The sequence below is a fragment of the Herbaspirillum frisingense GSF30 genome, assembly GCF_000300975.2.
Taxonomy (GTDB): Bacteria; Pseudomonadota; Gammaproteobacteria; order Burkholderiales; family Burkholderiaceae_D; genus Herbaspirillum; species Herbaspirillum frisingense.
This window is the reverse complement of the sequence record NZ_AEEC02000001.1, coordinates 1-19,820: the sequence shown is the minus strand read 5'-3', so window position 1 is coordinate 19,820 and position 19,820 is coordinate 1. Positions and strand designations below refer to the sequence as shown.

Genomic DNA, 19,820 nt, shown 5'->3' with positions numbered 1-19,820 from the left:
TCATCCCATGCAGATGTTCGCCAATCCCGAGGTCGCTCTGGCCGGGCTGCCGGGATGCACGGTCGGGATTGAGGCCGAAGAAGGCTTGCTGGCGACATTGGAGTCCTTGGCGAAAAGTATCGGATGCGTCCCGTTGCCGCTCCCCGCCGGTATCCGCCCGCTCTATCACGCCTCGGCCTATTACGTCGGCCCCTTCCTGATCGCGCTGTTGAAAGAGGGGGCCAAGCTGTGGGCGGGCTTTGGCGCATCTGAGCGGCAGTCCATGGCGGCCCTGATACCGCTTCTGCGAGGCACCGTGGCGGCCGTGCAGGATGCCGGCCTGGCCAAAGGAATGGGGGGATGCATCGCACGTGGGGATATGGGAACGATCCAGAAACATCTGGCTTCGCTGGAGCACGTGGATTCAAGCGCCGCCGACCTGTACCGCAAGCTGGCACTGCGCAACATTCCCCTGGCCTTGGAGCGCGGCAGCATCGATCCGGGACGGGCAAGGCAGATCGAGACACTGCTCGACAGCACGGACAAGCCGGTTCGATAGTGCCTTGCGGCCGGGACCGTTCTGGTTACACGCGCGGCTTCAAGTGGTGCCTGTTGCACACGATAGAAGGCCTACAGCCCCCGCAGGAAATCAAACAACTCCGGCACATCCGCATACCCCACATTGAAACGGAAGCTGGTCCTGTCCGGTGCCGACAGATGGAAGAAATCCCCTGGCGCCAGCCAGATGCCCTTCTGCCTGGCGCGGTCGGCGATTTCGCGGGCCGACAGTGCGCAGCCCTCGATGGTGGCCCAGGTGAACATGCCGCCACGCGCCGGCGTGAAAGGTGTCAGGCCGGCGTCGCTCAACTTGGCATTGAGAGTGGCCTGGGCGTTGAGCAGGGTCGCATTGAGGGTCTGCACATGGCGCCGATGATGGCCTTCGGTGAGGACGTTGTGCACCAGTCGTTCGTTGATCTCCGAATTGGTCAGCGTCAGCACCATCTTGGTATGCACGATCTGCCGCGCCAGTTCGCGCTGGCAGGCGATGTAGCCCACCCGCAGCGAGGGCGCGATGGTCTTGGAATAGCTGCCCACGTAGATCACCCGCTGCAGGCCATCCAGCGCGGCCAGCATGGGATCGGTGGCCTGGCCGAGTTCGCGGAAGATGTCGTCTTCCACCACCCAGAAGCCATGCCGCTCGGCCGCCTGCAGCACGCGCATGGCGCAGGCCGGGGTGTAGGAGGTGCCGGTCGGGTTCTGCAGCACGCTGGTGGTGAAGAACATCTTGGGCCGGTGTGCCCGGGCCAGCGTTTCCAGCTGCTCGGTATCGACCCCGCCCGGGGTGCGCGGCACGCCGATCACGTTCAGCCCGGCCAGGCGCAGCATGGCGATCAGGTTGCAGTAGCCGGGGTCGTCGATCATGACCGTGTCGCCGGGCTGGGTCATGGTGCGGATGACCAGGTCCAGGGCCTGGGTGGCGCCGTGGGTGGTGAGCACCTGTTCGATGCCCAGCTCCAGTGCCCAGTGGCCGAGGAATTGCGTGATCAGCTGGCGCAGCGGGGCATAGCCGTAGGGGTGGCCATAGCCCACCTGCTGCGCGCCGGGCGAGCGGATGATGCGACGCTCGGCCTGGTGCAGACCTTCGTCGTTGAGCCACTTGCCGGGTAGCCAGCCGCAACCGGCCTTGATGGGCACGCGTTCGTCGGCAAACATTTCCGAGAGCAGCCAGGCCGAGTCGATCACCGGTTCATGCGGCACGAACACCGCTCGTGCTCCGCTCTGGCCAGCGCGTGCGGCCACGAAGAAGCCGGCGCCACGGCGTGCCAGCAACATGCCGCGTGCCACCAGTTGTTCATAGGCCTCGACCACGGTGGAGGCACCGATGGCGTGGCTCTGGGCGAATTGCCGGACCGAAGGCAGGCGTTCACCGGAGCGCAGTTCGCCGGCTTCGATCAGCCCGGCCAGGCCGTCGGCGACCTGCTCGACCAGGCGGGCCGCAGTATTGCGTTGCAGATCGAGTTGCAGGGGCGCTCGCGGGAGCTTGGCCATGCTGATCCTTTCGGGCGGGATGGAGCCCATGATGTCCACTGCATTGCTGCAATCGGAAGATGTGTGTTGTGAAAACCTGAACTGTATTGCTCTGCCGACGGCGGCGAGGCGGACTCACCATTGTGCTCCCCTCCCCTTCTGGATAAAGGCTGCTGGGCCATCGACGCCAGTCGGCCGGGCAATGTCGTTCCCGGCGGATAGCTCAATACAGTTTATCGCACAGAACAATACAGTTTCAGATCAAAATCAAAAGTGTAGCTAACAATACTGCCAGTGTCTGGCAATAATCAAGCACTCCCTGCTGGTTTCTCCTTTTACCTTTTCCATCGGTGCCTGCCATGTCCAGTCAAGACCATTCGCATCCTTCCAGCCTGTCGGCCTACTGGATGCCCTTTACCGCCAACCGCAACTTCAAGGCCGCGCCGCGCATGCTGGTCTCGGCCGAGGGCATGCATTACCGCGATGATGCCGGCAATGCCATCCTGGACGGCACCGCCGGCCTGTGGTGCGTGCCGCTGGGCCACGCCCATCCCAAGATCGTCTCGGCCGTGCAAAAGTCGGTGGCCACGCTGGACTACGCGCCCTCCTTCCAGCTGGGTCACCCCAGCGCCTTCGAACTGGCCGAACGCCTCAAGGCCTACACCGGCAACCGCTTCGCCAACGTGTTCTATACCGGCTCCGGTTCGGAAGCGGTGGATACGGCGCTCAAGATCGCGCTGGCCTATCACCGCGCCAAGGGCAATGCCACCCGTACCCGCCTGATCGGCCGCGAGCGCGGCTATCACGGCGTGGGCTTCGGCGGCATGTCGGTGGGCGGCATCGGCGGCAATCGCAAGACCTTCAGCACCGCGCTGCTGCAAGGCGTGGACCACCTGCCGCACACCCACAACCTGGAAAAGAACGCCTTCACCAAGGGCGAGCCGGAATACGGCGCGCACCTGGCCGACGAGCTGGAACGCATCGTCGCCCTGCATGACGCTTCCAACATCGCCGCCGTCATCGTCGAGCCGGTGGCTGGTTCCACCGGCGTGCTGATCCCGCCCAAGGGTTACCTCAAGCGTCTGCGCGAGCTGTGCACCAAGCACGGCATCCTGCTGATCTTCGATGAAGTGATCACCGGCTTCGGTCGCCTGGGTACGCCTTTCGCGTCCGACTACTTCGATGTCGAACCGGACATCTTCACCACCGCCAAGGGTCTGACCAACGGCGTGGTGCCGATGGGTGCGGTGTTCGTGAAGAAGGAAATCCACGACGCCTTCATGAACGGCCCGGACGGCATCGAGCTCTTCCACGGCTATACCTATTCCGGCCACCCGCTGGCCTGCGCCGCCGGCCTGGCCTCGCTGGACGTGTTCGAGACCGAAGGCGTGCTGGACAATGCCCAGGCCGTGGCCGACTACTTCCAGGAAGCAGCGCACGCGCTGCGCGGCCTGCCGCATGTGATCGACGTGCGCACCATCGGCCTGATCGCCGGTATCGAACTGTCGTCCATCCCGGGCCGCGTCGGCGCCCGTGCCTACGACGCCTTCGTGCGCGCCTTCAACGACGGCATCCTGATCCGCGTGACCGGCGACATCATCGCCCTGTCGCCGCCGCTGATCATCAACAAGCAGCAGATCGACGAACTGTTCGGCAAGCTGGCGGCCATCCTCAAGACCCTGGCCTGATCCCTCACTACGACGCAAGAAAGATTCATGGAAAAGATTGCACACTACATCGGCGGCCAGCGCGTCGATACCAAGAGCGGGCGCTACGCCGATGTCTTCAACCCGGCGCTGGGCGTGCCGGTGGCGCAGGTGGCGCTGGGTACGGTCGATGAGGTCGATGCCGCAGTGAAGGCTGGCGTGGCGGCTTTCCCGGCCTGGTCCAATACGCCGCCGCTGACCCGGGCGCGGGTGCTGTTCCGCTTCCTGCACCTGATCCAGCAACGGGCCGACGACTTCGCCCGCATCATCGTGCGCGAGCACGGCAAGACCTTCTCGGACGCCCAGGGCGAAGTGGCGCGCGGCATCGAGATCGTCGAGTTCGCTGCCGGCATTCCGCAGATGCTCAAGGGGGAATACACCGACCAGATCGCCCGTGGCATCGACGCCTGGTCGATGCGCCAGGCACTGGGCGTGGTGGCCGGCATCACGCCGTTCAACTTCCCGGCCATGGTGCCGATGTGGATGTTCCCCATCGCCATCGCCTGTGGCAACTGCTTCGTGCTGAAGCCTTCCGAACGCGATCCCTCGGCCGCACTGCTGATTGCCGACCTGCTGCAGGAAGCCGGCCTGCCGGACGGCGTCTTCAACGTCATCCAGGGTGACAAGGTGACCGTCGATGCGCTGCTGGACCACCCGCAGGTCAAGGCCATCAGCTTCGTCGGCTCGACCCCGATTGCCGAATACATCTATGCCCGTGGGTCGGCCAAGGGCAAGCGCGTGCAGGCCCTGGGCGGCGCCAAGAACCACATGGTGGTCATGCCCGACGCCGACATGCAGCTGGCCGTGGACGCCCTCATGGGTGCGGCCTATGGCTCCGCTGGCGAGCGCTGCATGGCGATCTCGGTGGCAGTCGCCGTCGGCAGCGCCGGTGACGAACTGGTGGCGGCCCTGGCCGAACGCGCAGGCAAGCTGAAGATCAACGAAGGCATGGCCGCCGGTGCCGAGATGGGTCCGGTGGTGACAGCCGCCGCCAAGGAACGCATCGAAGGCCTGATCGGCCGTGGTGTCGAAGAAGGCGCCACGCTGGTGGTGGATGGCCGTGGCTATCAGGTGCCGGGCTTCGAAAAGGGCTTCTTCGTGGGCGGCACCCTGCTCGACCACGTCACGCCGGAGATGACGGTGTACAAGGAAGAAATCTTCGGCCCGGTGCTGTGCGTGCTGCGCTGCCCCGACATCGCCAGCGCGGTGGAACTGATCAACGCCCACGAGTATGGCAATGGCGTGGCGGTCTATACCCGCGACGGTGGCGTGGCGCGCGAGTTCGTGCGCCAGATCGAGGTCGGCATGGTGGGGGTGAACGTACCGCTGCCGGTGCCGATGGCCTTCAGCAGCTTCGGCGGCTGGAAGCGCAGTCTCTTCGGTGACCATCACATGTACGGACCGGAGGGCGTGCGCTTCTACACCCGGGCCAAGGCAGTGATGCAGCGCTGGCCCAATACCGCCAGCGCAGGGGCGGAATTCGCTTTCCCGCAGATGAAATAAACAGGACAGACGGCATGAAATTTTCATGCCGTTTTTCTTTTGTGCGGACGCAGGCGCAGGTATGCTGAGGCAGCGTCCCGGAATGGCATGATGCAACTCACGCAAGCAATGGTGCAGAAAACGTCAGCCGCTGGTGCAAACAAGGAGACCCTGAACCCACAGGATAAGAATCGTCAGTGCGGTCTGCACCAAAAGCAGATACGCTGGCGAAAAGCTTAGAAAATACAGACCGTCGTGGCAGATCGGTGGACACACACCGGCGGCACGGGACAACGGCAAACTATCTGGAGACACGCTCATCGGAGCGGCAGGAGGAGCCCTCATGCAGGCTCACGCCACGCGGCGCAAATGCGCGCCGCTGCTGCGTTTTTTGCAATCACGATCTCTGCTTTCCGCGCTTGCCGGAAGGCAGCATGCCCCTATGGTTCCAGGCTTTTCCGCCGGTTTTTGGCGGTGGCTTCTTCACGTCTGCGCAATCCATCGATGTCCACCATTTCCTAAGTTTCATGGGAGCGATGGGCATGGAAATTGCGTTGATGGGCAGTAATGCAGTGTTGCGCATTTCCATGGATGTCATCTGTCTGTCATCTGTCAATCGTTAGCTTCGAGGGAGAAACAAGCATGATCAGCCGTCGCAATTTCCTGAAACTGTCCGCCCTGGCCGCACCCGGCGCACTGACCTACCACGATGTGTTTGCCCAGGCAGAGAGCATCGCCTTCGGTTGCCCGGTGCCGATGTCCGGCCCCTTCGCGGCCAACGGCAAGTTCGCCGACATGGGCATGAAGCTGGCCCTGCAGAAGTACGGCAAGGTGCTGGGCAAGAGCACCAGCTATACCAACCTCGACACCGAAGGCAAGCCGGCCACGGCCGTGCGCAAGATGCAGGAAACCATCGAGAAGGGCACCCGCTTCTTCGCCGGCGGCATCCTCTCCGGCGAGGCGCTGGCCATGGGCAAGGAAGCCGACAAGGCCGGTGCGGTCTTCATCACCACCGCCGGTGCCGACGAGATCACCGGCAGCGACTGCAACCGCTCCACCTTCCGCTGGTCGGTGCCGACCTTCGGTGCCATCGAGCAGACCGTGCGTCCGCTGCTGGAAAAGCTGCCCAACGCCAAGCGCTGGTACACCATCACGCCGCAGTACGTATTCGGCGAAGGTCTGCTGTCGGCGGCCAAGAACATCTTCAAGGAAAAGGGCATCGAACACGTCGGCAACAGCTACCACTCGCTGACCGAGAAGGAGTTCTCCGGCTATCTGACCAATGCCATGGCGGCCAAGCCGGACGTGCTGCTGCTGCTGAACTTCGGCTCGCAGTCCTCGGACACGCTGCGCCAGGCGGTCAGCTTCGGCATGAAGAACAACTGCACCATCCTCATGGCCTGGGCCTCGGGGCTGGAACAGTTCGAGACCCTGGGCGCGGACATCTGCGACGGCGTCTACTTCGGCGCGCAATACTGGCATGCCATCGATTCGCCCTTCAACAAGGAATTCGTCAAGCTGGTCAACGACAACCTGAAGATCGATCCGAACTACAGCCTGGCCGGTTCCTACATCTGTACCAAGATCATCCTGGACGCCATCATCAAGGCCAACAGCACCGACCCCAAGGCCGTCATTGCGGCCATGGAAGGCATGAAGTACGAGGGCCTGACCGGTACCGAGGAAATCCGCAAGGGCGACCACCAGGTGATCAAGAACTATTACCTGCTCAAGGGCAAGGCCAAGTCCAAGATGGCCAACAAGAACGACTACGCGGATATCGTCTCCTCCGGCAAGTCCTTCCTGCCGCTGGAAAAGACGCAGTGCAAGCTGTGATGACCTTTGCCCTGAGGCTCAGCGAGTCAAAAACCGTTCGGACTGAGTAGCCGCGCCAGCGGCGTATCGAAGGCGCGACGCCCGGCGCAACCAGGACGGAGCGCCTTCGATACGACCCTGCAGGTCTACTCGGTCCGAACGGTGATCGAGGCATTACCGAACTTCCTTGTTCCCCTCACGAGGTTCCATGAACATCTATCTGCTGCAGATCGCCAATGGCGTAGGCATCGGCATGCTCTACTTCCTGCTGGCGGTGGGCCTGTCGATCGTCTTCGGCCTGCTGCGCTTCGTCAATTTCTCGCATGGCGCCTTCTTCCTGCTGGGCGCCTACCTGTGCTTCCAGGTCACCGACCTGGGGCTGAACTTCTGGTGGTCGCTGCTGCTGGCGCCGCTGGCCGTGGGCCTGTTCGCCTGGGTGGTGGAGCGCTTCGTACTGCGCCACGTGTATGCACTGCCGCATCATTTCCACATCCTCTTCACGGTCGGCATGGCCCTGGTGATCCAGGAAGCGGTGATTTCCGTCTGGGGACCGCTGGGCAACAATGTCTCGCCGCCCGACGTGCTGCAGGGGGTGGTGATGTGGAGCGGTTTCGTCTATCCCAAGTACCGGCTCTTTGTCATCGGCCTGACCGCCGTGATGGCGCTGCTGCTGTGGTGGGTGCTGGAAGGTACGCGCCTGGGGTCGATCGTGCGCGCCGGTTCGGAATCGACCGAGATGGTGTCGCTGCTGGGCCTGAACATCAACCGCATCTTCAGCCTGGTGTTTGCGCTGGGGGCGGCCACCGCCGGCCTGGCGGGCGCACTGGCGGCGCCGATCCGCGGTGCCGATCCCTTCATGGGGGTGGAGGCGCTGGGGATTGCCTTCGTGGTGGTGGTGGTCGGCGGGCTGGGCAGCTTCTGGGGGGCGCTGATCGGCGGCATCCTGGTGGGCATCGTACAGAGCGTGATGAGCACGGTCTGGTCCGAGGGCGCACACCTGATGATCTATGTCGCCATGGCGGCCGTCATGCTGCTGCGTCCGAATGGCCTGCTGGGCCGGCCGGGTGCGGCTTGAGCTTTTCTGCACGGGAGTTTCCATGAAACAGATTGCGCATTTCCGTTACACCCTGCTGGCCGCCGCCGTGGTGGTGCTGTTGCCGCTGCTGCTCAGTTCCGGCACGCTGGCCACCGAAGTGCTGGTGTTCGCGCTGGCCGCGCTGGGCTGCAACCTGCTGCTGGGCTATACCGGACTGATGTCCTTCGGCCAGGGCATCTTCTTCGGCGTGGGCAGCTATACGGCCGGCGTGGTGCTGCTGCAGCTGAAGCTGGCGCTGCTGCCCTCGCTGGCGCTGGCGGCACTGGGCGGCGCGCTGGTGGCCTTGCTGGTGGGCTGGTTCTCGATCCGCCAGCGCGGCACCTACTTCGTGATGCTGACGCTGGCCTTCGCCCAGATGTTCTACTTCCTGGCCTATACGATGAAGGACGTCACGGGCGGCGACAACGGCCTGCTGGATATCCCGCGTCCGCCGCTGTCGCTGTTCGGCCTGACGCTGCTGCCGACCACCTCGTCGTGGCAGTACTACACGGTGGTGGCCATCCTGTTCGTGCTGGTGTTCTGGCTGCTGCAGCGGGTGGTCGATTCGGTGCTGGGCAAGACCCTGCTGGCGGTGCGCGAGAACGAAGCGCGAGCCTCGGCGCTGGGCTATGACGTGCGGCTGCTGAAGCTGGCGGCCTTCGTCATCTCGGGCGCGGTCACGGGGCTGGCCGGTGGCCTGCACGCGATGATGACCGGGGTGGCGCCGCTGTCCAACATCGAGTACCACACCAGCGAGGCGATCCTGGTGATGACTGTCATCGGTGGCACCGGCAACCTGTTCGCCTCGCTGCTGGGTGCCAGCTTCTACGTGCTGGTGGGCAACTGGCTTTCCAGCCTGTGGCCGCGCTGGCTGATGCTGCTGGGCCTGCTGCTGATCGCGGTGAGCCTGTACATGCAGAAAGGCCTGTTCGGTCTGGCGATGAAGATCATCGATAGCGTACGCGGCACCAAGGCCCGGGAGGCCGAGCCGCAGGCCGCCGTCACCCAGGAGAAGCACCCATGAGCCGCCCCATCCTGCAAGCGGTCAACGTGACCAAGCGCTACGGCAAGTTCACCGCCGTCAACGGCATCACGCTCGATATCGAAGGCGGCACCGTGCATTCGGTGATCGGCCCCAATGGCGCGGGCAAGACCACGCTGTTCCATACCCTGACCGGGACCACGCCCATCACCGAAGGCAGCATCCTGGTGGAGGGCGAGGAAGTGTCGCACCTGCCGGGCAACCGGCGCGTGCAGAAGGGACTGGCGCGCTCGTTCCAGGTGACCAGCCTGTTCCCCAACCTGAGCGTGCGCGAAAACCTGCGGCTGGCGGCACAGGGTCGCGCTCCGCTGGCCGCACTCAATCCCTGGAAGCGGGCCGAGCAGTTCGAAGCGGCCTGCGCGCTGGCCGATACGCTGCTGACGCGCCTGTCGTTGCAGGCGGTGGCCGAACGCGCTTGCGCCGAACTGTCGCACGGCCAGCAGCGCCGGCTGGAAGTGGGCATGGCCATGGCCGGGCGACCCAAGGTGATCTTCCTGGATGAGCCGACCTCGGGCATGGGCATCGACGACATCGCCGAGATGAAGCAGTTGATCCACGGCCTGCGCCACGACTATACGGTGGTGCTGATCGAACACAACATGGACATCGTGATGGACATTTCCGACCGCATCACCGTGATGCAGCTGGGCCAGATCCTGGCGCAGGGCAAGCCGGCCGAGATCCGCAACGACGAACGGGTAAGGCTGGCCTACCTGGGCAGCATGATCACCGGAGGCAAGGCATGATCCTGCAAGTACAAGACGTTCACGGCTACTATGGCAAGAGCCACATCCTGCAGGGCATCTCGCTGGAGGTCGATGCCGGCGAGGTGGTGACGCTGCTGGGGCGCAATGGCGCCGGCAAGACCACCACCTTGAAGAGCATCGTCGGCGTGGTGCCACCGGCGCAGGGACAGGTCCTGTTCGAGGGCCAGCGCATCAGTGGCCTGCCTTCGTACAAGATCGCCGCGCGCGGGGTATGTCTGGTGCCGGAGCATCGCGGCATCTTCAAGCTGCTGACCGTGGAAGAGAACCTGACCATGGCCGCGCGCAAGGAGTCGGCCTGGGGGCTGGAAGAAATCTACACCATCTTCCCGCGCCTGAAGGAGCGCCGCAGGAACGGCGGCGGCCAGCTCTCCGGTGGCGAGCAGCAGATGCTGGCCATCGCGCGGGCGCTGATGACGCATCCCCGCGTGCTGATGCTGGACGAGCCGGTGGAAGGGCTGGCACCGGTGATCGTGGACGAGATCGTGGCGCAGATCAAGGAGATCAAGGCCACCGGGATGTCCATCATCCTGGTGGAGCAGAACCTGGAAGTCTGTACGCAACTGGCGGACCGCCATTACATCGTCGAACAGGGACGCATCGTCTATAGCGGCAGCAACGATGCCTTCCTGGCCGACGACCGGGTCAAGGACCGTTATCTGGGCGTCAATCTGGCGGCATGAATGACGATGGAGCGTCCTTCGATACGCCGCTGCGCGGCTACTCAGGTCGAACGGGGTGGGGATGGCTTTACGCACGCGTGGTGGCGTCCCCTCCTCCCGTTCGGCCTGAGTAGGCCGAAGGCCGTATCGAAGGATTGCCTGTGGCAAAACCAAACAAGGAATCGACAATGGACATGAAAACACAAGCCCCCACCCTGCGCGTCGATGGCGCGCGACTGTGGGATTCACTGATGGAGCTGGCCAGGATCGGCGGCACGCAAAAGGGGGGCGTGTGCCGCCTGGCGCTGACCGACCTGGACAAGCAGGGCCGCGACCTGGTCACCTCCTGGGCACGTGCCGAGGGCATGAGCGTGGTGGTGGACCAGATCGGCAACATCTTCATGCGCCGGCCCGGCCGCAACAATGCCTTGCCGCCGGTGATGACCGGTTCGCACATCGATACCCAGCCGACCGGCGGCAAGTTCGACGGCAACTATGGCGTGCTCTCGGGCATCGAGGTGATCCGCACGCTGAACCAGCACGGCATCCAGACCGAGGCGCCCATCGAGGTGGCGGTCTGGACCAACGAGGAAGGCTCGCGCTTCGTGCCGGTGATGATGGGCTCGGGCGTCTTCTGCGGCGCCTTCACGCTGGAGCATGCCTACAACGCCACCGATATCGACGGCAAGAAGGTGCGCGATGAACTGGAGCGCATCGGCTACATCGGCGACCAGGTCTGCGGTGACCATCCCATCGGCGCCTACTACGAGGCCCACATCGAACAGGGGCCGGTGCTGGAAAACGCTGACACCGTCATCGGCGTGGTGCCGGCGGTGCTGGGGCTGTCCTGGTACGACTGCACGGTGACCGGCTTCGAATCGCACGCCGGTCCGACACCGATGGAAATCCGCAAGGATGCGCTGCAGGTGTCCACGTACATCATGCAGGAGGTGGTGGCCATCGCCCACCGCTACCCGCCCTATGGCCGTGGCACGGTGGGCCAGGTGCAGGTGATGCCCAACAGCCGCAACGTGATCCCGGGGCAGGTGAAGTTTTCCATCGACCTGCGCAACGTGAGCGACGAATCGCTCAACCGCATGCATGAAGACCTGGTGGCCTACCTGGAGGCGATGCGCCAGAAGACCGGGCTGTCCATCGAGCTGGAGCGGGTGTCCTACTTCCCGCCCTGCCCCTTCCATCCGGATTGCGTGGACAATGTGCGCGCCGCCTCTGCGGCGCTGGGCTACAAGACCATGGACGTGGTCTCCGGTGCCGGCCATGACGCCATCTACGCGGCGCGCCTGGCACCGGCCGGGATGATCTTCGTGCCGTGCAAGGACGGCGTGTCCCACAACGAGATCGAGGATGCCCGCCCCGAGCACCTCGAAGCCGGCTGCAACGTGCTGCTGCAGGCCATGCTGGCCAGTGCCGGCGTGGTCAGGGATTAATGCAGGAAAGTGATCATGAAACCGAAAATCGTCATTGCACGCATGAATCACGAGACCAATACCTTCTCGCCGATTCCCACTCCCCTGGACGCCTTCGCCCCGCAATGGGACGAGGCGGCCTACCGTGACCAGAAAGGGGCGCGCACGGCCATGGGCGCCTTCCTCGATATCGCCGAGGGGCTGGGCGCGGAGATCGTCACGCCGCTGGCAGCCTGGGCCAATCCCAGCGCCGCCGTGGCGGCCGATGCCTATACCGTGATGTGCGACGGCATCGTGCGGGCCATCGAGGCCGGCTGCGATGCCATCCTGCTGGACCTGCACGGCGCCATGGTGGCGGAGAACGCCGACGATGGCGAAGGCGTGCTGCTGGAACGCATCCGCCGCATCGCCCCGCATACGCCGCTGGGGGTGGCGCTGGACCTGCACGGCAATGTCACGCCCAGGATGGTGGCCAATGCCGACGTGATCGTCAGCTTCAAGACCTATCCGCACGTCGATATGTACGAGACCGGCGAGCATGCCGGCCGCCTGCTGGTGGCCCTGCTGCAGGAGAAATCCCGCCCGCGCCTGGGCTGGCGCCAGGTGCCGGTGCTGTCGGCCACGCTGACCAGCAATACCTCGGCCTCGGCCATGCAGCGCGCGGTGGAGGCGGCCAAGCAGGCCGAGCAGCGGCCGGGCGTGCTGGCGGTCTCGGTGCTGGCGGGCTTCCCCCTGTCGGATTTCCATGATGCCGGCATGTCGGTGGTGGTGGTGGCCGAGAACGATGCTGCGCTGGCCGATAGCGTGGCCGACGAGATCGGCCGCCAGATCTGGGCCGAGCGCGATGACTTCGTCTATGACAGCCTGCCGCTGGCGCAATCGCTGGCGCAGGCTCGGCAGCTCGCCGAAGCAGCCGGCAGCGGTCCCGTGCTGTTGCTGGACCATAGCGACAACGTCATGTCCGGTGGCACCTGCAACACCATGGACGTGCTGGAAGCGGCGCTGGCGGCCGGCCTGGAAGGCATTGCCGTCGGTCCTATCAGCGATCCCGAGGCGGTGGCCCAACTGGTTGCCGCCGGGGTCGGCGCGCAGCTCACGCTGGCGGTGGGCAACAAGGTGGCGCTGAGTGCCCAGGGCATCACCAAGGTTCCGCCGGTCTATACCGGCAAGGTGCTGGCCATCAGCGATGGCCGCTTTACCGTCACCGGACCGATCTATACCGGCTCGACGCTGCAGATGGGACGCAGCGTGCTCCTCGATATCGGTGCGGCGCGCATCGTCGTCACCGAGGAACGGGTGGAGCCCTACGACCTGGGCGTATTCACCAGCCTGGGACTGGACCCGGCACAACAGGCCTTCCTGATCCTGAAGTCGCGCATGTATTGCCGCCCGGTATTCGTGCCGATCAGCCGCGCGCTGGTGGAATGCGATTCCGACAGCGGCGGGCCGACCAGTGCCAATTTCAGGCTGTTCCCCATCAAGAAGATACGGCGTCCCATCTATCCGCTGGACGCACAGATGGACTGGTAGTCCTCTCATCCCCCCTCTGAGCAGGCAGCCAGGCAGGCTGCCTGCCATGCTGCAATGGCATCTCGCAACAGTCCCCCAAAAGTACATGGTGCAATCGTCGCCCCCCGTGGTAGGCTGACCTGCTCTGCCCCTGGATCCTGATGACCGGGTGCGCAGACAGGGAAATCGTTTATATCTTTATTGCATCTCCGCAGCGGCGCTCACGACGACAACTATTCACCAACGCCAGCCCGTTGCGGCAACCTTGGGAGGACGACATGAAGAACCTCAAGATCGGCGTGCGCCTGAGCATCGGTTTCATTTCCTTGCTGATGCTGATGGCATTGATGGTGGGGCTGGGGGTATGGCGCCTGGGCAGCATCGGCGACGCCTCCGATGAGATGACCCGCGTGGCCCTGGCCAAGGAGCGCGACTCCGTGCAATGGCATGCCGCCATCAAGGAAAACGGGGTGCGCACCCTGGCGGTGATGAAGTCCGACGACGACGATTTCCAGGCTTACTTCCAGAAACAGATCGATGCCCAGTCGGCCCAGATCAGCCAGCTGCAGAAGCGGGTCGAGGCCGCCATCGTGGACCCCGAGGAAAAACGGCTGTTTGACGAAGTGGGCAGGCTGCGGGCCGCCTATCGCGCCACGCGACAGAAGATCTTCGACATCAAGACCGCCGGTGATGATGCCGGGGCGCGCGTGATGACCGATACCACGCTCATCAAGATGATGGATGACTACGCCGACGGCGTGCTGCGCTATGCCGAATTCCAGAAGAAGGCCATCGACGCGGCGGCCGCGGAGATCCATCACAACTACCGCGCCGGACGCAGCATGTTGCTGGTCCTGGGGGGCATCGAGATCGCGCTGGGGGCGCTGCTGGCCTGGGCGCTGACGCTGAGCATCACGCGGCCGCTGACACAGGCCATCGCGGTGGCCGAGACGGTGGCCGCGGGTGACCTCACCTCGCGCATCGATAGCAGCAGCCGCGACGAGACCGGCAAGCTGCTCTCCGCCCTCAAGCGCATGAATGGCAATCTGCGCGACATCGTGGCACGCGTGCGCAGCGGGACCGATACCATCACCACCGCCTCGACCCAGATCGCCACCGGCAACCTCGACCTGTCGGCGCGTACCGAGCAGCAGGCCGGCTCGCTGGAAGAAACCGCCTCGGCCATGGAACAGCTGACCTCCACCGTCAAGCAGAATGCCGACAATGCGCGCCAGGCCAACGCGCTGGCCGCGCAGGCCTCACAGGTCGCCAGCCGGGGTGGTGCGGTGGTGGATCAGGTAGTGCAGACCATGGGGGCGATCCATGCCTCCTCGCAAAAGATTGCCGACATCATCGGCGTGATCGACGGCATCGCTTTCCAGACCAATATCCTGGCGCTCAATGCGGCGGTGGAAGCGGCCCGGGCCGGTGAACAGGGGCGCGGCTTTGCGGTGGTGGCCTCGGAGGTACGTTCACTGGCGCAGCGCGCGGCAGCGGCGGCCAAGGAAATCAAGGTACTCATCGACGAGTCGGTGCAGAAGGTCGACGATGGCAGCCGCCTGGTGGAACAGGCCGGCGGCACCATGCAGGAAGTGGTGCAGAGCGTGGTGCGGGTGAGCGAGATCGTGCGCGAGATCACCCTGGCCAGCCAGGAGCAGAGCGACGGCATCGAACAGGTGAACCTGGCCATCACCCATATCGACGAGGCCACGCAGCAGAACGCGGCGCTGGTGGAAGAGGCCGCCGCTGCGGCGCGCTCCATGCAGGACCAGGCGAGCGCGCTGACGCAGGCGGTCAGCGTGTTCCGCCTGGACGCGACGGCACTGGTGGTGATCGATCAGCGCGGGACGTTGCCCTCGACCGTGGTGCGATAGAGCGTGCGACGCAGGTGCTGCGGGGTGATCGCGGCGTAGTGCTGGGTGCTGCGGTTGTCCCAGAACACCAGGTCATGCGCCTGCCAGTGGTGGGTGTAGACGTTGGCCGGGCGGGTGATGTGGGCGTGCAGTTCCTTCAGGAGGGCATCGCTTTCGTCACGCGGGATGCCGACGATGTGCGAGGTGAAGCCTTCGCTGACGAAGAGGATCTTGCGCCCGCTCTCGGGGTGGGTGATCACCACCGGATGCTCAACCGGCGGCACTTCGTCGATCTGCTGTTGCGTCAGCGGTGCGCGCCACGGTGAAAGCTTGCGCAGACGCTCGTAGCGATAGACGTAGGAGTGCACGGCGCGCTTGCCGTCGAGCAGGGTCTTCAGTGCGGCCGGCAGGCTGTCCCAGGCGGCGGCGGTGTTGGCGTAGAGCGTGTCGCCCTGCTCGGCCGGCAGTTCCTGCGAATGCAGCAGGGCGCCCAGGCTGGGACGGGGCATGTAGGAAAGGTCGGAGTGCCAGTCGGCACCGGCATCCACCAGACCGATGGGCTTGCCGTCCTCGACCACGTTGGAGACGATCAGGATTTCCGGATGGCCGGCCAGGTGGAAGCGGTTCAGTACGTGCACCTGCAGCGGGCCGAAGCGGCGGCTGAAGTCGATGTGCTGCTGCGGCGTGATGCGCTGGTCGCGGAATACCACCACGCCGTGTTGCACCAGGGCGCTGCGGATGCGCGCCAGTTCCGGGGCGGAGACCGGCAGGTTCAGGTCGAGACCGAGGATTTCCGCGCCCAGCGGGGCGTCGAAGGGACGGATCTCGAATTGCTGTTGGGTCTGCTGCGTGCGTTCCGGTGTGGCGACCGACATGGGGGCTCCTCTTGCGCTCTGGCCTGACGATCCCGGACGCGACTGCCCGGGCAGGAAAGCCCTTATTACACCCCCCGGGGCATAGACCCAGCAAGGAAGAATAATTCATATCCTTATGCGCCGAGCGAGATACGGCATGCCGCTACAATAGCCCGGATGACACAGCGCCCGCCTTTTCCTTCACATTCCCCTGAATCTGCCCCGTCAAAAACGCGCAGGCTGCCGCCGCGCGCCGACCTCACCGGGCTGAGCGTCGAGGAAGTGGCGGCGCGCAAGCAGGCGCGTGACCAGCGCGATGCGCAGATACGCGGCGTGGCCTCGGTGGCCAGGATGCGCCAGGCCATTCGCGAGGCCAGTGCCGTGCTGCCGGCGGTGCAGGCGATCCCGCGCATCGGCCCGCAGAAGACGGCGGCTTTCCGCGAGCGCGCCCGCGCCGGCCTGCCCTTCATCATGACCGGCATGGCCAGCCGCTGGCCGCTGGCGGCGATGGACATGGAGGGGCTGCGCCAGCATTTCGGGGCCTTGCCGGTACGGGCCAGGGTGGGGGACTACATCAACACCGCCTTCGCGCCGGACCGGGCCATGCAGGACATGACGCTGGTGGACTACCTGGAGCAGGCGTTGCGGGACGAGAGCGGACTTCCACCCTATCTGGGCAACCTGGAACTGCGTGCATTGAATGCGCTGTGCCACTGGCCCGGCTTCTTCGAGAAGATGGGGCCGCCACGCTTCTGGATCGGCCCGGCCGGCTGCATCACGCCGCTGCATTGCGACTATGACGACAATGTCTTCGCCCAGCTGTGGGGTCGCAAGCGGGTCTGGCTGGCACCGCCGCATCACGACCAGTATCTGTATCCGAAGGAGGCCAACGCCATCCTGTTCGGCTCGCCCTTCGATCCCGATCATCCGGACCTGGAGCGCTTTCCGCTGGCGCGCCAGGCGGCGCTGGTGTGCTGCGAGGTGCAGCCGGGGGAGATGCTCTATATCCCGGCGGGCTGGTACCACCAGGTCAGCTCACTGACGTTTTCGCTGTCCAGCAATCGCTGGGCGCGGGGCCGGCCGCTGGTGCTGTCGGGCGCATGAAAAAACCCCACGCCTGTTGCCAGGGGTGGGGTTCGTTCATGGGCAGCGCAGTGCGGAAGGATCAGCCTGCCAGCCTCTTGCGCAGCAATTCGGTCAGCTGCGCGGGGTTGGCCTTGCCGCGGGTGGCCTTCATGGCCTGGCCGATCAGGGCGTTGATGGCCTGCTCCTTGCCGGCACGGAATTCGGCGACCGACTTTTCGTTGGCGGCCAGCACCTGGTCGACGATGGCTTCCAGCGCGCCGCTGTCGGAAATCTGCTTCAGGCCCTTGGCCTCGATGATGTCGTCGGCCAGGCTGTCCTTGTCGGAGCGGGCTTCCCACATGCCGGCGAAAACTTCCTTGGCGATCTTGTTGGAGATGGTGCCGTCGGCGATGCGCTTCAGCAGCAGCGCCAGTTGCGCCGCCTTGACGGGGGCGTCGGCGATGTCGGTGTCTTCGCGGTTCAGGGTCGAGGCGACGTCGCCCATGAGCCAGTTGGCGGCCGGCTTGGACTGATCCTTCCCGGCGGCGGCGACCACGGCTTCGAAGTAGGAAGCCATGCCCTTGGACTGGGTCAGCACCATGGCATCGTATTCGGGCAGGGCATAGTCGGCCACGAAACGCTCGCGCATGGCGGCAGGCAGCTCCGGCATGGTGGTCTTGACGCGGTCGATCCACTCCTGCGAGATGGCCAGCGGCGGCAGGTCGGGGTCGGGGAAGTAGCGGTAATCCTGCGCGTCTTCCTTGCTGCGCATGGAGCGGGTTTCCTTCTTGTCCGGATCGTAGAGGCGGGTTTCCTGGACCACGGTGCCGCCGTCTTCGATCAGCTCGATCTGGCGACGTACTTCGTAGTTGATGGCCTCTTCCAGGAAGCGGAAGGAGTTCAGGTTCTTGATTTCGCAGCGGGTACCGAATTCCTTCTGGCCGACCGGGCGCACGGAGACGTTGGCGTCACAGCGGAAGGAGCCTTCCTGCATGTTGCCGTCGCAGATGCCCAGCCACACCACCAGCGAGTGCAGGGCCTTGGCGTAGCCGACGGCTTCGGCGGCGCTGCGCATTTCGGGTTCGGTGACGATTTCCAGCAGCGGCGTGCCGGCGCGGTTCAGGTCGATGCCGGTCATGCCCTGGTAGTCCTCGTGCAGGGACTTGCCGGCGTCTTCTTCCAGGTGGGCGCGGGTCAGGTTGATGGTCTTGATCTCGGTCTTGCCGTCCTTCTCGACGGCAAACGACATGGTGCCACCCTGGACCACGGGGATTTCGAACTGGCTGATCTGGTAGCCCTTGGGCAGGTCAGGGTAGAAGTAGTTCTTGCGCGCGAACACCGAGCGCGGCGCGATGGTGGCGCCGATGGCCAGGCCGAACTGGATGGCGCGTTCCACGGCACCCTTGTTCAGTACCGGCAGCACGCCGGGCAGGGCCAGGTCCACCGGGCTGGCCTGGGTGTTGGGCTCAGCGCCGAAGCGGGTCGAGCTGCCGCTGAAGATCTTGGATTGGGTCGAAAGCTGCGTGTGCGTTTCCAGACCGATGACGACTTCCCACTGCATGATGTTGTCCTTGCGAATGCTGTTGTTGGTGACGAGGGCCAGGTGATCAGGCCGGTTCGCGCAGGTGCCAGTCGGTGGCCTGCTGGAACTGGTGCGCCACGTTCAGGAGGCGCGCCTCGTCGAAGTAGTTGCCGATGATCTGCAGGCCGACCGGACGCTTGCCGTTCTTTTCGCCCTGACCGAAGCCGCAGGGAATCGACATGCCCGGCAGGCCGGCCAGGCTGGTGGAGAGCGTGAAGATGTCGGCCAGGTAGTTGGCCACCGGGTCGTCGGTCTTGTCGCCGAGGTCCCAGGCGACGGTGGGCGAGACCGGGCCCATGATGACGTCGCACTGGCGGTCCGGGCCGGTCAGGGCGTTCTGGAAGTCCTGGGCGATCAGGCGGCGGATCTTCTGGGCCTGCAGGTAGTAGGCGTCGTAGTAGCCATGCGAAAGCACGTAGGAGCCCACCAGGATGCGGCGCTTGACCTCTTCACCGAAGCCTTCGGCGCGCGACTTCTTGTACATGTCGGCCAGGTCCTTGTAGTCGGCGGCACGGTGACCGTAGCGCACGCCGTCGAAGCGCGACAGGTTGGACGAGGCCTCGGCCGGGGCGATCACGTAATACACGGGGATCGACAGTTCGGTCTTGGGCAGGGAGATATCGACCAGGGTGGCGCCGAGCTTTTGGAATTCGGCCAGCGCGCCGCGTACGGCCGCTTCCACGTCGGCGGCCAGGCCGGCGCCGAAGAATTCCTTGGGCACGCCGATGCGCAGGCCTTGCAGGCTCTGGTTCAGCGAACGGGTGAAGTCTTCCTTGGGGCGCTGCAGGCTGGTGGAATCACGCTCGTCGAAGCCGGTCATGGCGTTCAACAGCAGGCCGCAATCCTCGGCGGTCTTGGCGATCGGGCCGCCCTGGTCCAGCGAGGAGGCGAAGGCGATCATGCCGTAGCGCGAGACGCTGCCATAGGTCGGCTTGATGCCGGTGACGCCGCACAGCGAGGCCGGCTGGCGAATCGAG

General features: G+C 64.8%; 17 protein-coding genes. 13 read left to right on the top strand and 4 right to left on the bottom strand.

Going from position 1 to position 19,820, the window contains the following annotated elements; genetic code table 11:
- The first annotated feature begins 7 nt into the window (after positions 1-7).
- Positions 8-538: a DUF2520 domain-containing protein gene (locus HFRIS_RS25740; RefSeq protein WP_244436239.1), complete on the top strand. Its 531-nt coding sequence runs from the start codon at positions 8-10 to the stop codon at positions 536-538.
- 71 nt (positions 539-609) lie between these two features.
- Here the strand turns inward: HFRIS_RS25740 and HFRIS_RS00080 are convergent, their stop codons facing one another.
- Positions 610-2,028, bottom strand: coding sequence for an aminotransferase-like domain-containing protein (locus HFRIS_RS00080; RefSeq protein WP_039873833.1), 1,419 nt, complete (start codon positions 2,026-2,028; stop codon positions 610-612).
- A 338-nt stretch (positions 2,029-2,366) separates the two neighbouring features.
- Between HFRIS_RS00080 and aptA the strand changes: the two genes are divergently transcribed.
- The 11 genes from aptA to HFRIS_RS00025 all read left to right on the top strand — a co-directional run bounded on the left by aptA (position 2,367) and on the right by HFRIS_RS00025 (position 15,363).
- On the top strand, positions 2,367-3,695 hold the full coding sequence (gene aptA, locus HFRIS_RS00075; RefSeq protein ID WP_006461130.1) for an omega-aminotransferase AptA: 1,329 nt from the start codon (positions 2,367-2,369) through the stop codon (positions 3,693-3,695).
- Positions 3,696-3,722: 27 nt separating this feature from the next.
- Positions 3,723-5,216, top strand: a complete 1,494-nt coding sequence (locus HFRIS_RS00070) for a CoA-acylating methylmalonate-semialdehyde dehydrogenase (RefSeq protein ID WP_006461129.1) — start codon at positions 3,723-3,725, stop codon at positions 5,214-5,216.
- Positions 5,217-5,629: 413 nt separating this feature from the next.
- Positions 5,630-5,818 (top strand): hypothetical protein, encoded by a 189-nt coding sequence (locus tag HFRIS_RS00065; RefSeq protein WP_006461128.1) that lies wholly within the window; start codon positions 5,630-5,632, stop codon positions 5,816-5,818.
- Positions 5,819-5,837: 19 nt separating this feature from the next.
- Positions 5,838-7,031 carry an ABC transporter substrate-binding protein gene (locus HFRIS_RS00060; protein WP_006461127.1) on the top strand — a complete coding sequence of 398 codons (1,194 nt, stop codon included), beginning with the start codon at positions 5,838-5,840 and terminating at the stop codon, positions 7,029-7,031.
- A 187-nt stretch (positions 7,032-7,218) separates the two neighbouring features.
- Positions 7,219-8,085, top strand: coding sequence for a branched-chain amino acid ABC transporter permease (locus HFRIS_RS00055; RefSeq protein WP_006461126.1), 867 nt, complete (start codon positions 7,219-7,221; stop codon positions 8,083-8,085).
- Positions 8,086-8,107: 22 nt separating this feature from the next.
- Positions 8,108-9,109 (top strand): branched-chain amino acid ABC transporter permease, encoded by a 1,002-nt coding sequence (locus HFRIS_RS00050; RefSeq protein ID WP_006461125.1) that lies wholly within the window; start codon positions 8,108-8,110, stop codon positions 9,107-9,109.
- A complete protein-coding gene (locus HFRIS_RS00045; protein ID WP_006461124.1) occupies positions 9,106-9,873 on the top strand; it encodes an ABC transporter ATP-binding protein in 768 nt (255 codons plus the stop codon). Before HFRIS_RS00050 ends, HFRIS_RS00045 begins: the two co-directional genes overlap by 4 nt.
- Entirely contained in the window at positions 9,870-10,574 is a 705-nt protein-coding gene (locus HFRIS_RS00040) for an ABC transporter ATP-binding protein (protein ID WP_006461123.1), read from the top strand. Before HFRIS_RS00045 ends, HFRIS_RS00040 begins: the two co-directional genes overlap by 4 nt.
- A gap of 167 nt (positions 10,575-10,741) precedes the next feature.
- Positions 10,742-12,001, top strand: a complete 1,260-nt coding sequence (locus HFRIS_RS00035; protein WP_006461122.1) for a Zn-dependent hydrolase — start codon at positions 10,742-10,744, stop codon at positions 11,999-12,001.
- Positions 12,002-12,016: 15 nt separating this feature from the next.
- Positions 12,017-13,510 (top strand): M81 family metallopeptidase, encoded by a 1,494-nt coding sequence (locus tag HFRIS_RS00030; protein WP_006461121.1) that lies wholly within the window; start codon positions 12,017-12,019, stop codon positions 13,508-13,510.
- 257 nt (positions 13,511-13,767) lie between these two features.
- The gene (locus HFRIS_RS00025) at positions 13,768-15,363 is read left to right on the top strand and encodes a methyl-accepting chemotaxis protein (RefSeq protein WP_006461119.1); all 1,596 of its coding nucleotides are present in this window, start codon (positions 13,768-13,770) and stop codon (positions 15,361-15,363) included.
- Here HFRIS_RS00025 and HFRIS_RS00020 read toward each other — a convergent pair.
- A complete protein-coding gene (locus tag HFRIS_RS00020; protein ID WP_006461118.1) occupies positions 15,327-16,217 on the bottom strand; it encodes a TauD/TfdA dioxygenase family protein in 891 nt (296 codons plus the stop codon). The two genes, HFRIS_RS00025 and HFRIS_RS00020, sit on opposite strands and share 37 nt — an antisense overlap.
- A 156-nt stretch (positions 16,218-16,373) precedes the next feature.
- On the opposite strand from HFRIS_RS00020, the gene HFRIS_RS00015 reads away from it, so the two are divergent.
- On the top strand, positions 16,374-17,300 hold the full coding sequence (locus tag HFRIS_RS00015) for a cupin-like domain-containing protein (protein WP_039873678.1): 927 nt from the start codon (positions 16,374-16,376) through the stop codon (positions 17,298-17,300).
- A gap of 61 nt (positions 17,301-17,361) precedes the next feature.
- Here the strand turns inward: HFRIS_RS00015 and gatB are convergent, their stop codons facing one another.
- Together gatB and HFRIS_RS00005 are read right to left on the bottom strand one after the other, a co-directional pair.
- Positions 17,362-18,822, bottom strand: coding sequence for an Asp-tRNA(Asn)/Glu-tRNA(Gln) amidotransferase subunit GatB (gene gatB / locus HFRIS_RS00010; protein WP_006461116.1), 1,461 nt, complete (start codon positions 18,820-18,822; stop codon positions 17,362-17,364).
- Between the two features lie 46 nt (positions 18,823-18,868).
- The coding region (locus HFRIS_RS00005) for an amidase family protein (RefSeq protein WP_006461115.1) at positions 18,869-19,820 on the bottom strand (952 nt) is incomplete at its 5' end.

Excerpts from the sequence above, each read along its gene's own strand:
- HFRIS_RS25740 (WP_244436239.1), top strand. The coding sequence starts at position 8 with ATGCAGATGTTCGCCAATCCCGAGGTCGCTCTGGCCGGGCTGCCGGGA.
- gatB (WP_006461116.1), bottom strand. The coding sequence starts at position 18,822 with ATGCAGTGGGAAGTCGTCATCGGTCTGGAAACGCACACGCAGCTTTCG.
- HFRIS_RS00080 (WP_039873833.1), bottom strand. The coding sequence starts at position 2,028 with ATGGCCAAGCTCCCGCGAGCGCCCCTGCAACTCGATCTGCAACGCAAT.
- HFRIS_RS00055 (WP_006461126.1), top strand. The coding sequence starts at position 7,219 with ATGAACATCTATCTGCTGCAGATCGCCAATGGCGTAGGCATCGGCATG.
- HFRIS_RS00070 (WP_006461129.1), top strand. The coding sequence starts at position 3,723 with ATGGAAAAGATTGCACACTACATCGGCGGCCAGCGCGTCGATACCAAG.
- HFRIS_RS00025 (WP_006461119.1), top strand. The coding sequence starts at position 13,768 with ATGAAGAACCTCAAGATCGGCGTGCGCCTGAGCATCGGTTTCATTTCC.
- HFRIS_RS00030 (WP_006461121.1), top strand. The coding sequence starts at position 12,017 with ATGAAACCGAAAATCGTCATTGCACGCATGAATCACGAGACCAATACC.
- HFRIS_RS00045 (WP_006461124.1), top strand. The coding sequence starts at position 9,106 with ATGAGCCGCCCCATCCTGCAAGCGGTCAACGTGACCAAGCGCTACGGC.
- HFRIS_RS00060 (WP_006461127.1), top strand. The coding sequence starts at position 5,838 with ATGATCAGCCGTCGCAATTTCCTGAAACTGTCCGCCCTGGCCGCACCC.
- HFRIS_RS00040 (WP_006461123.1), top strand. The coding sequence starts at position 9,870 with ATGATCCTGCAAGTACAAGACGTTCACGGCTACTATGGCAAGAGCCAC.
- HFRIS_RS00050 (WP_006461125.1), top strand. The coding sequence starts at position 8,108 with ATGAAACAGATTGCGCATTTCCGTTACACCCTGCTGGCCGCCGCCGTG.
- HFRIS_RS00020 (WP_006461118.1), bottom strand. The coding sequence starts at position 16,217 with ATGTCGGTCGCCACACCGGAACGCACGCAGCAGACCCAACAGCAATTC.
- HFRIS_RS00015 (WP_039873678.1), top strand. The coding sequence starts at position 16,374 with ATGACACAGCGCCCGCCTTTTCCTTCACATTCCCCTGAATCTGCCCCG.
- aptA (WP_006461130.1), top strand. The coding sequence starts at position 2,367 with ATGTCCAGTCAAGACCATTCGCATCCTTCCAGCCTGTCGGCCTACTGG.
- HFRIS_RS00035 (WP_006461122.1), top strand. The coding sequence starts at position 10,742 with ATGGACATGAAAACACAAGCCCCCACCCTGCGCGTCGATGGCGCGCGA.
- HFRIS_RS00065 (WP_006461128.1), top strand. The coding sequence starts at position 5,630 with ATGCCCCTATGGTTCCAGGCTTTTCCGCCGGTTTTTGGCGGTGGCTTC.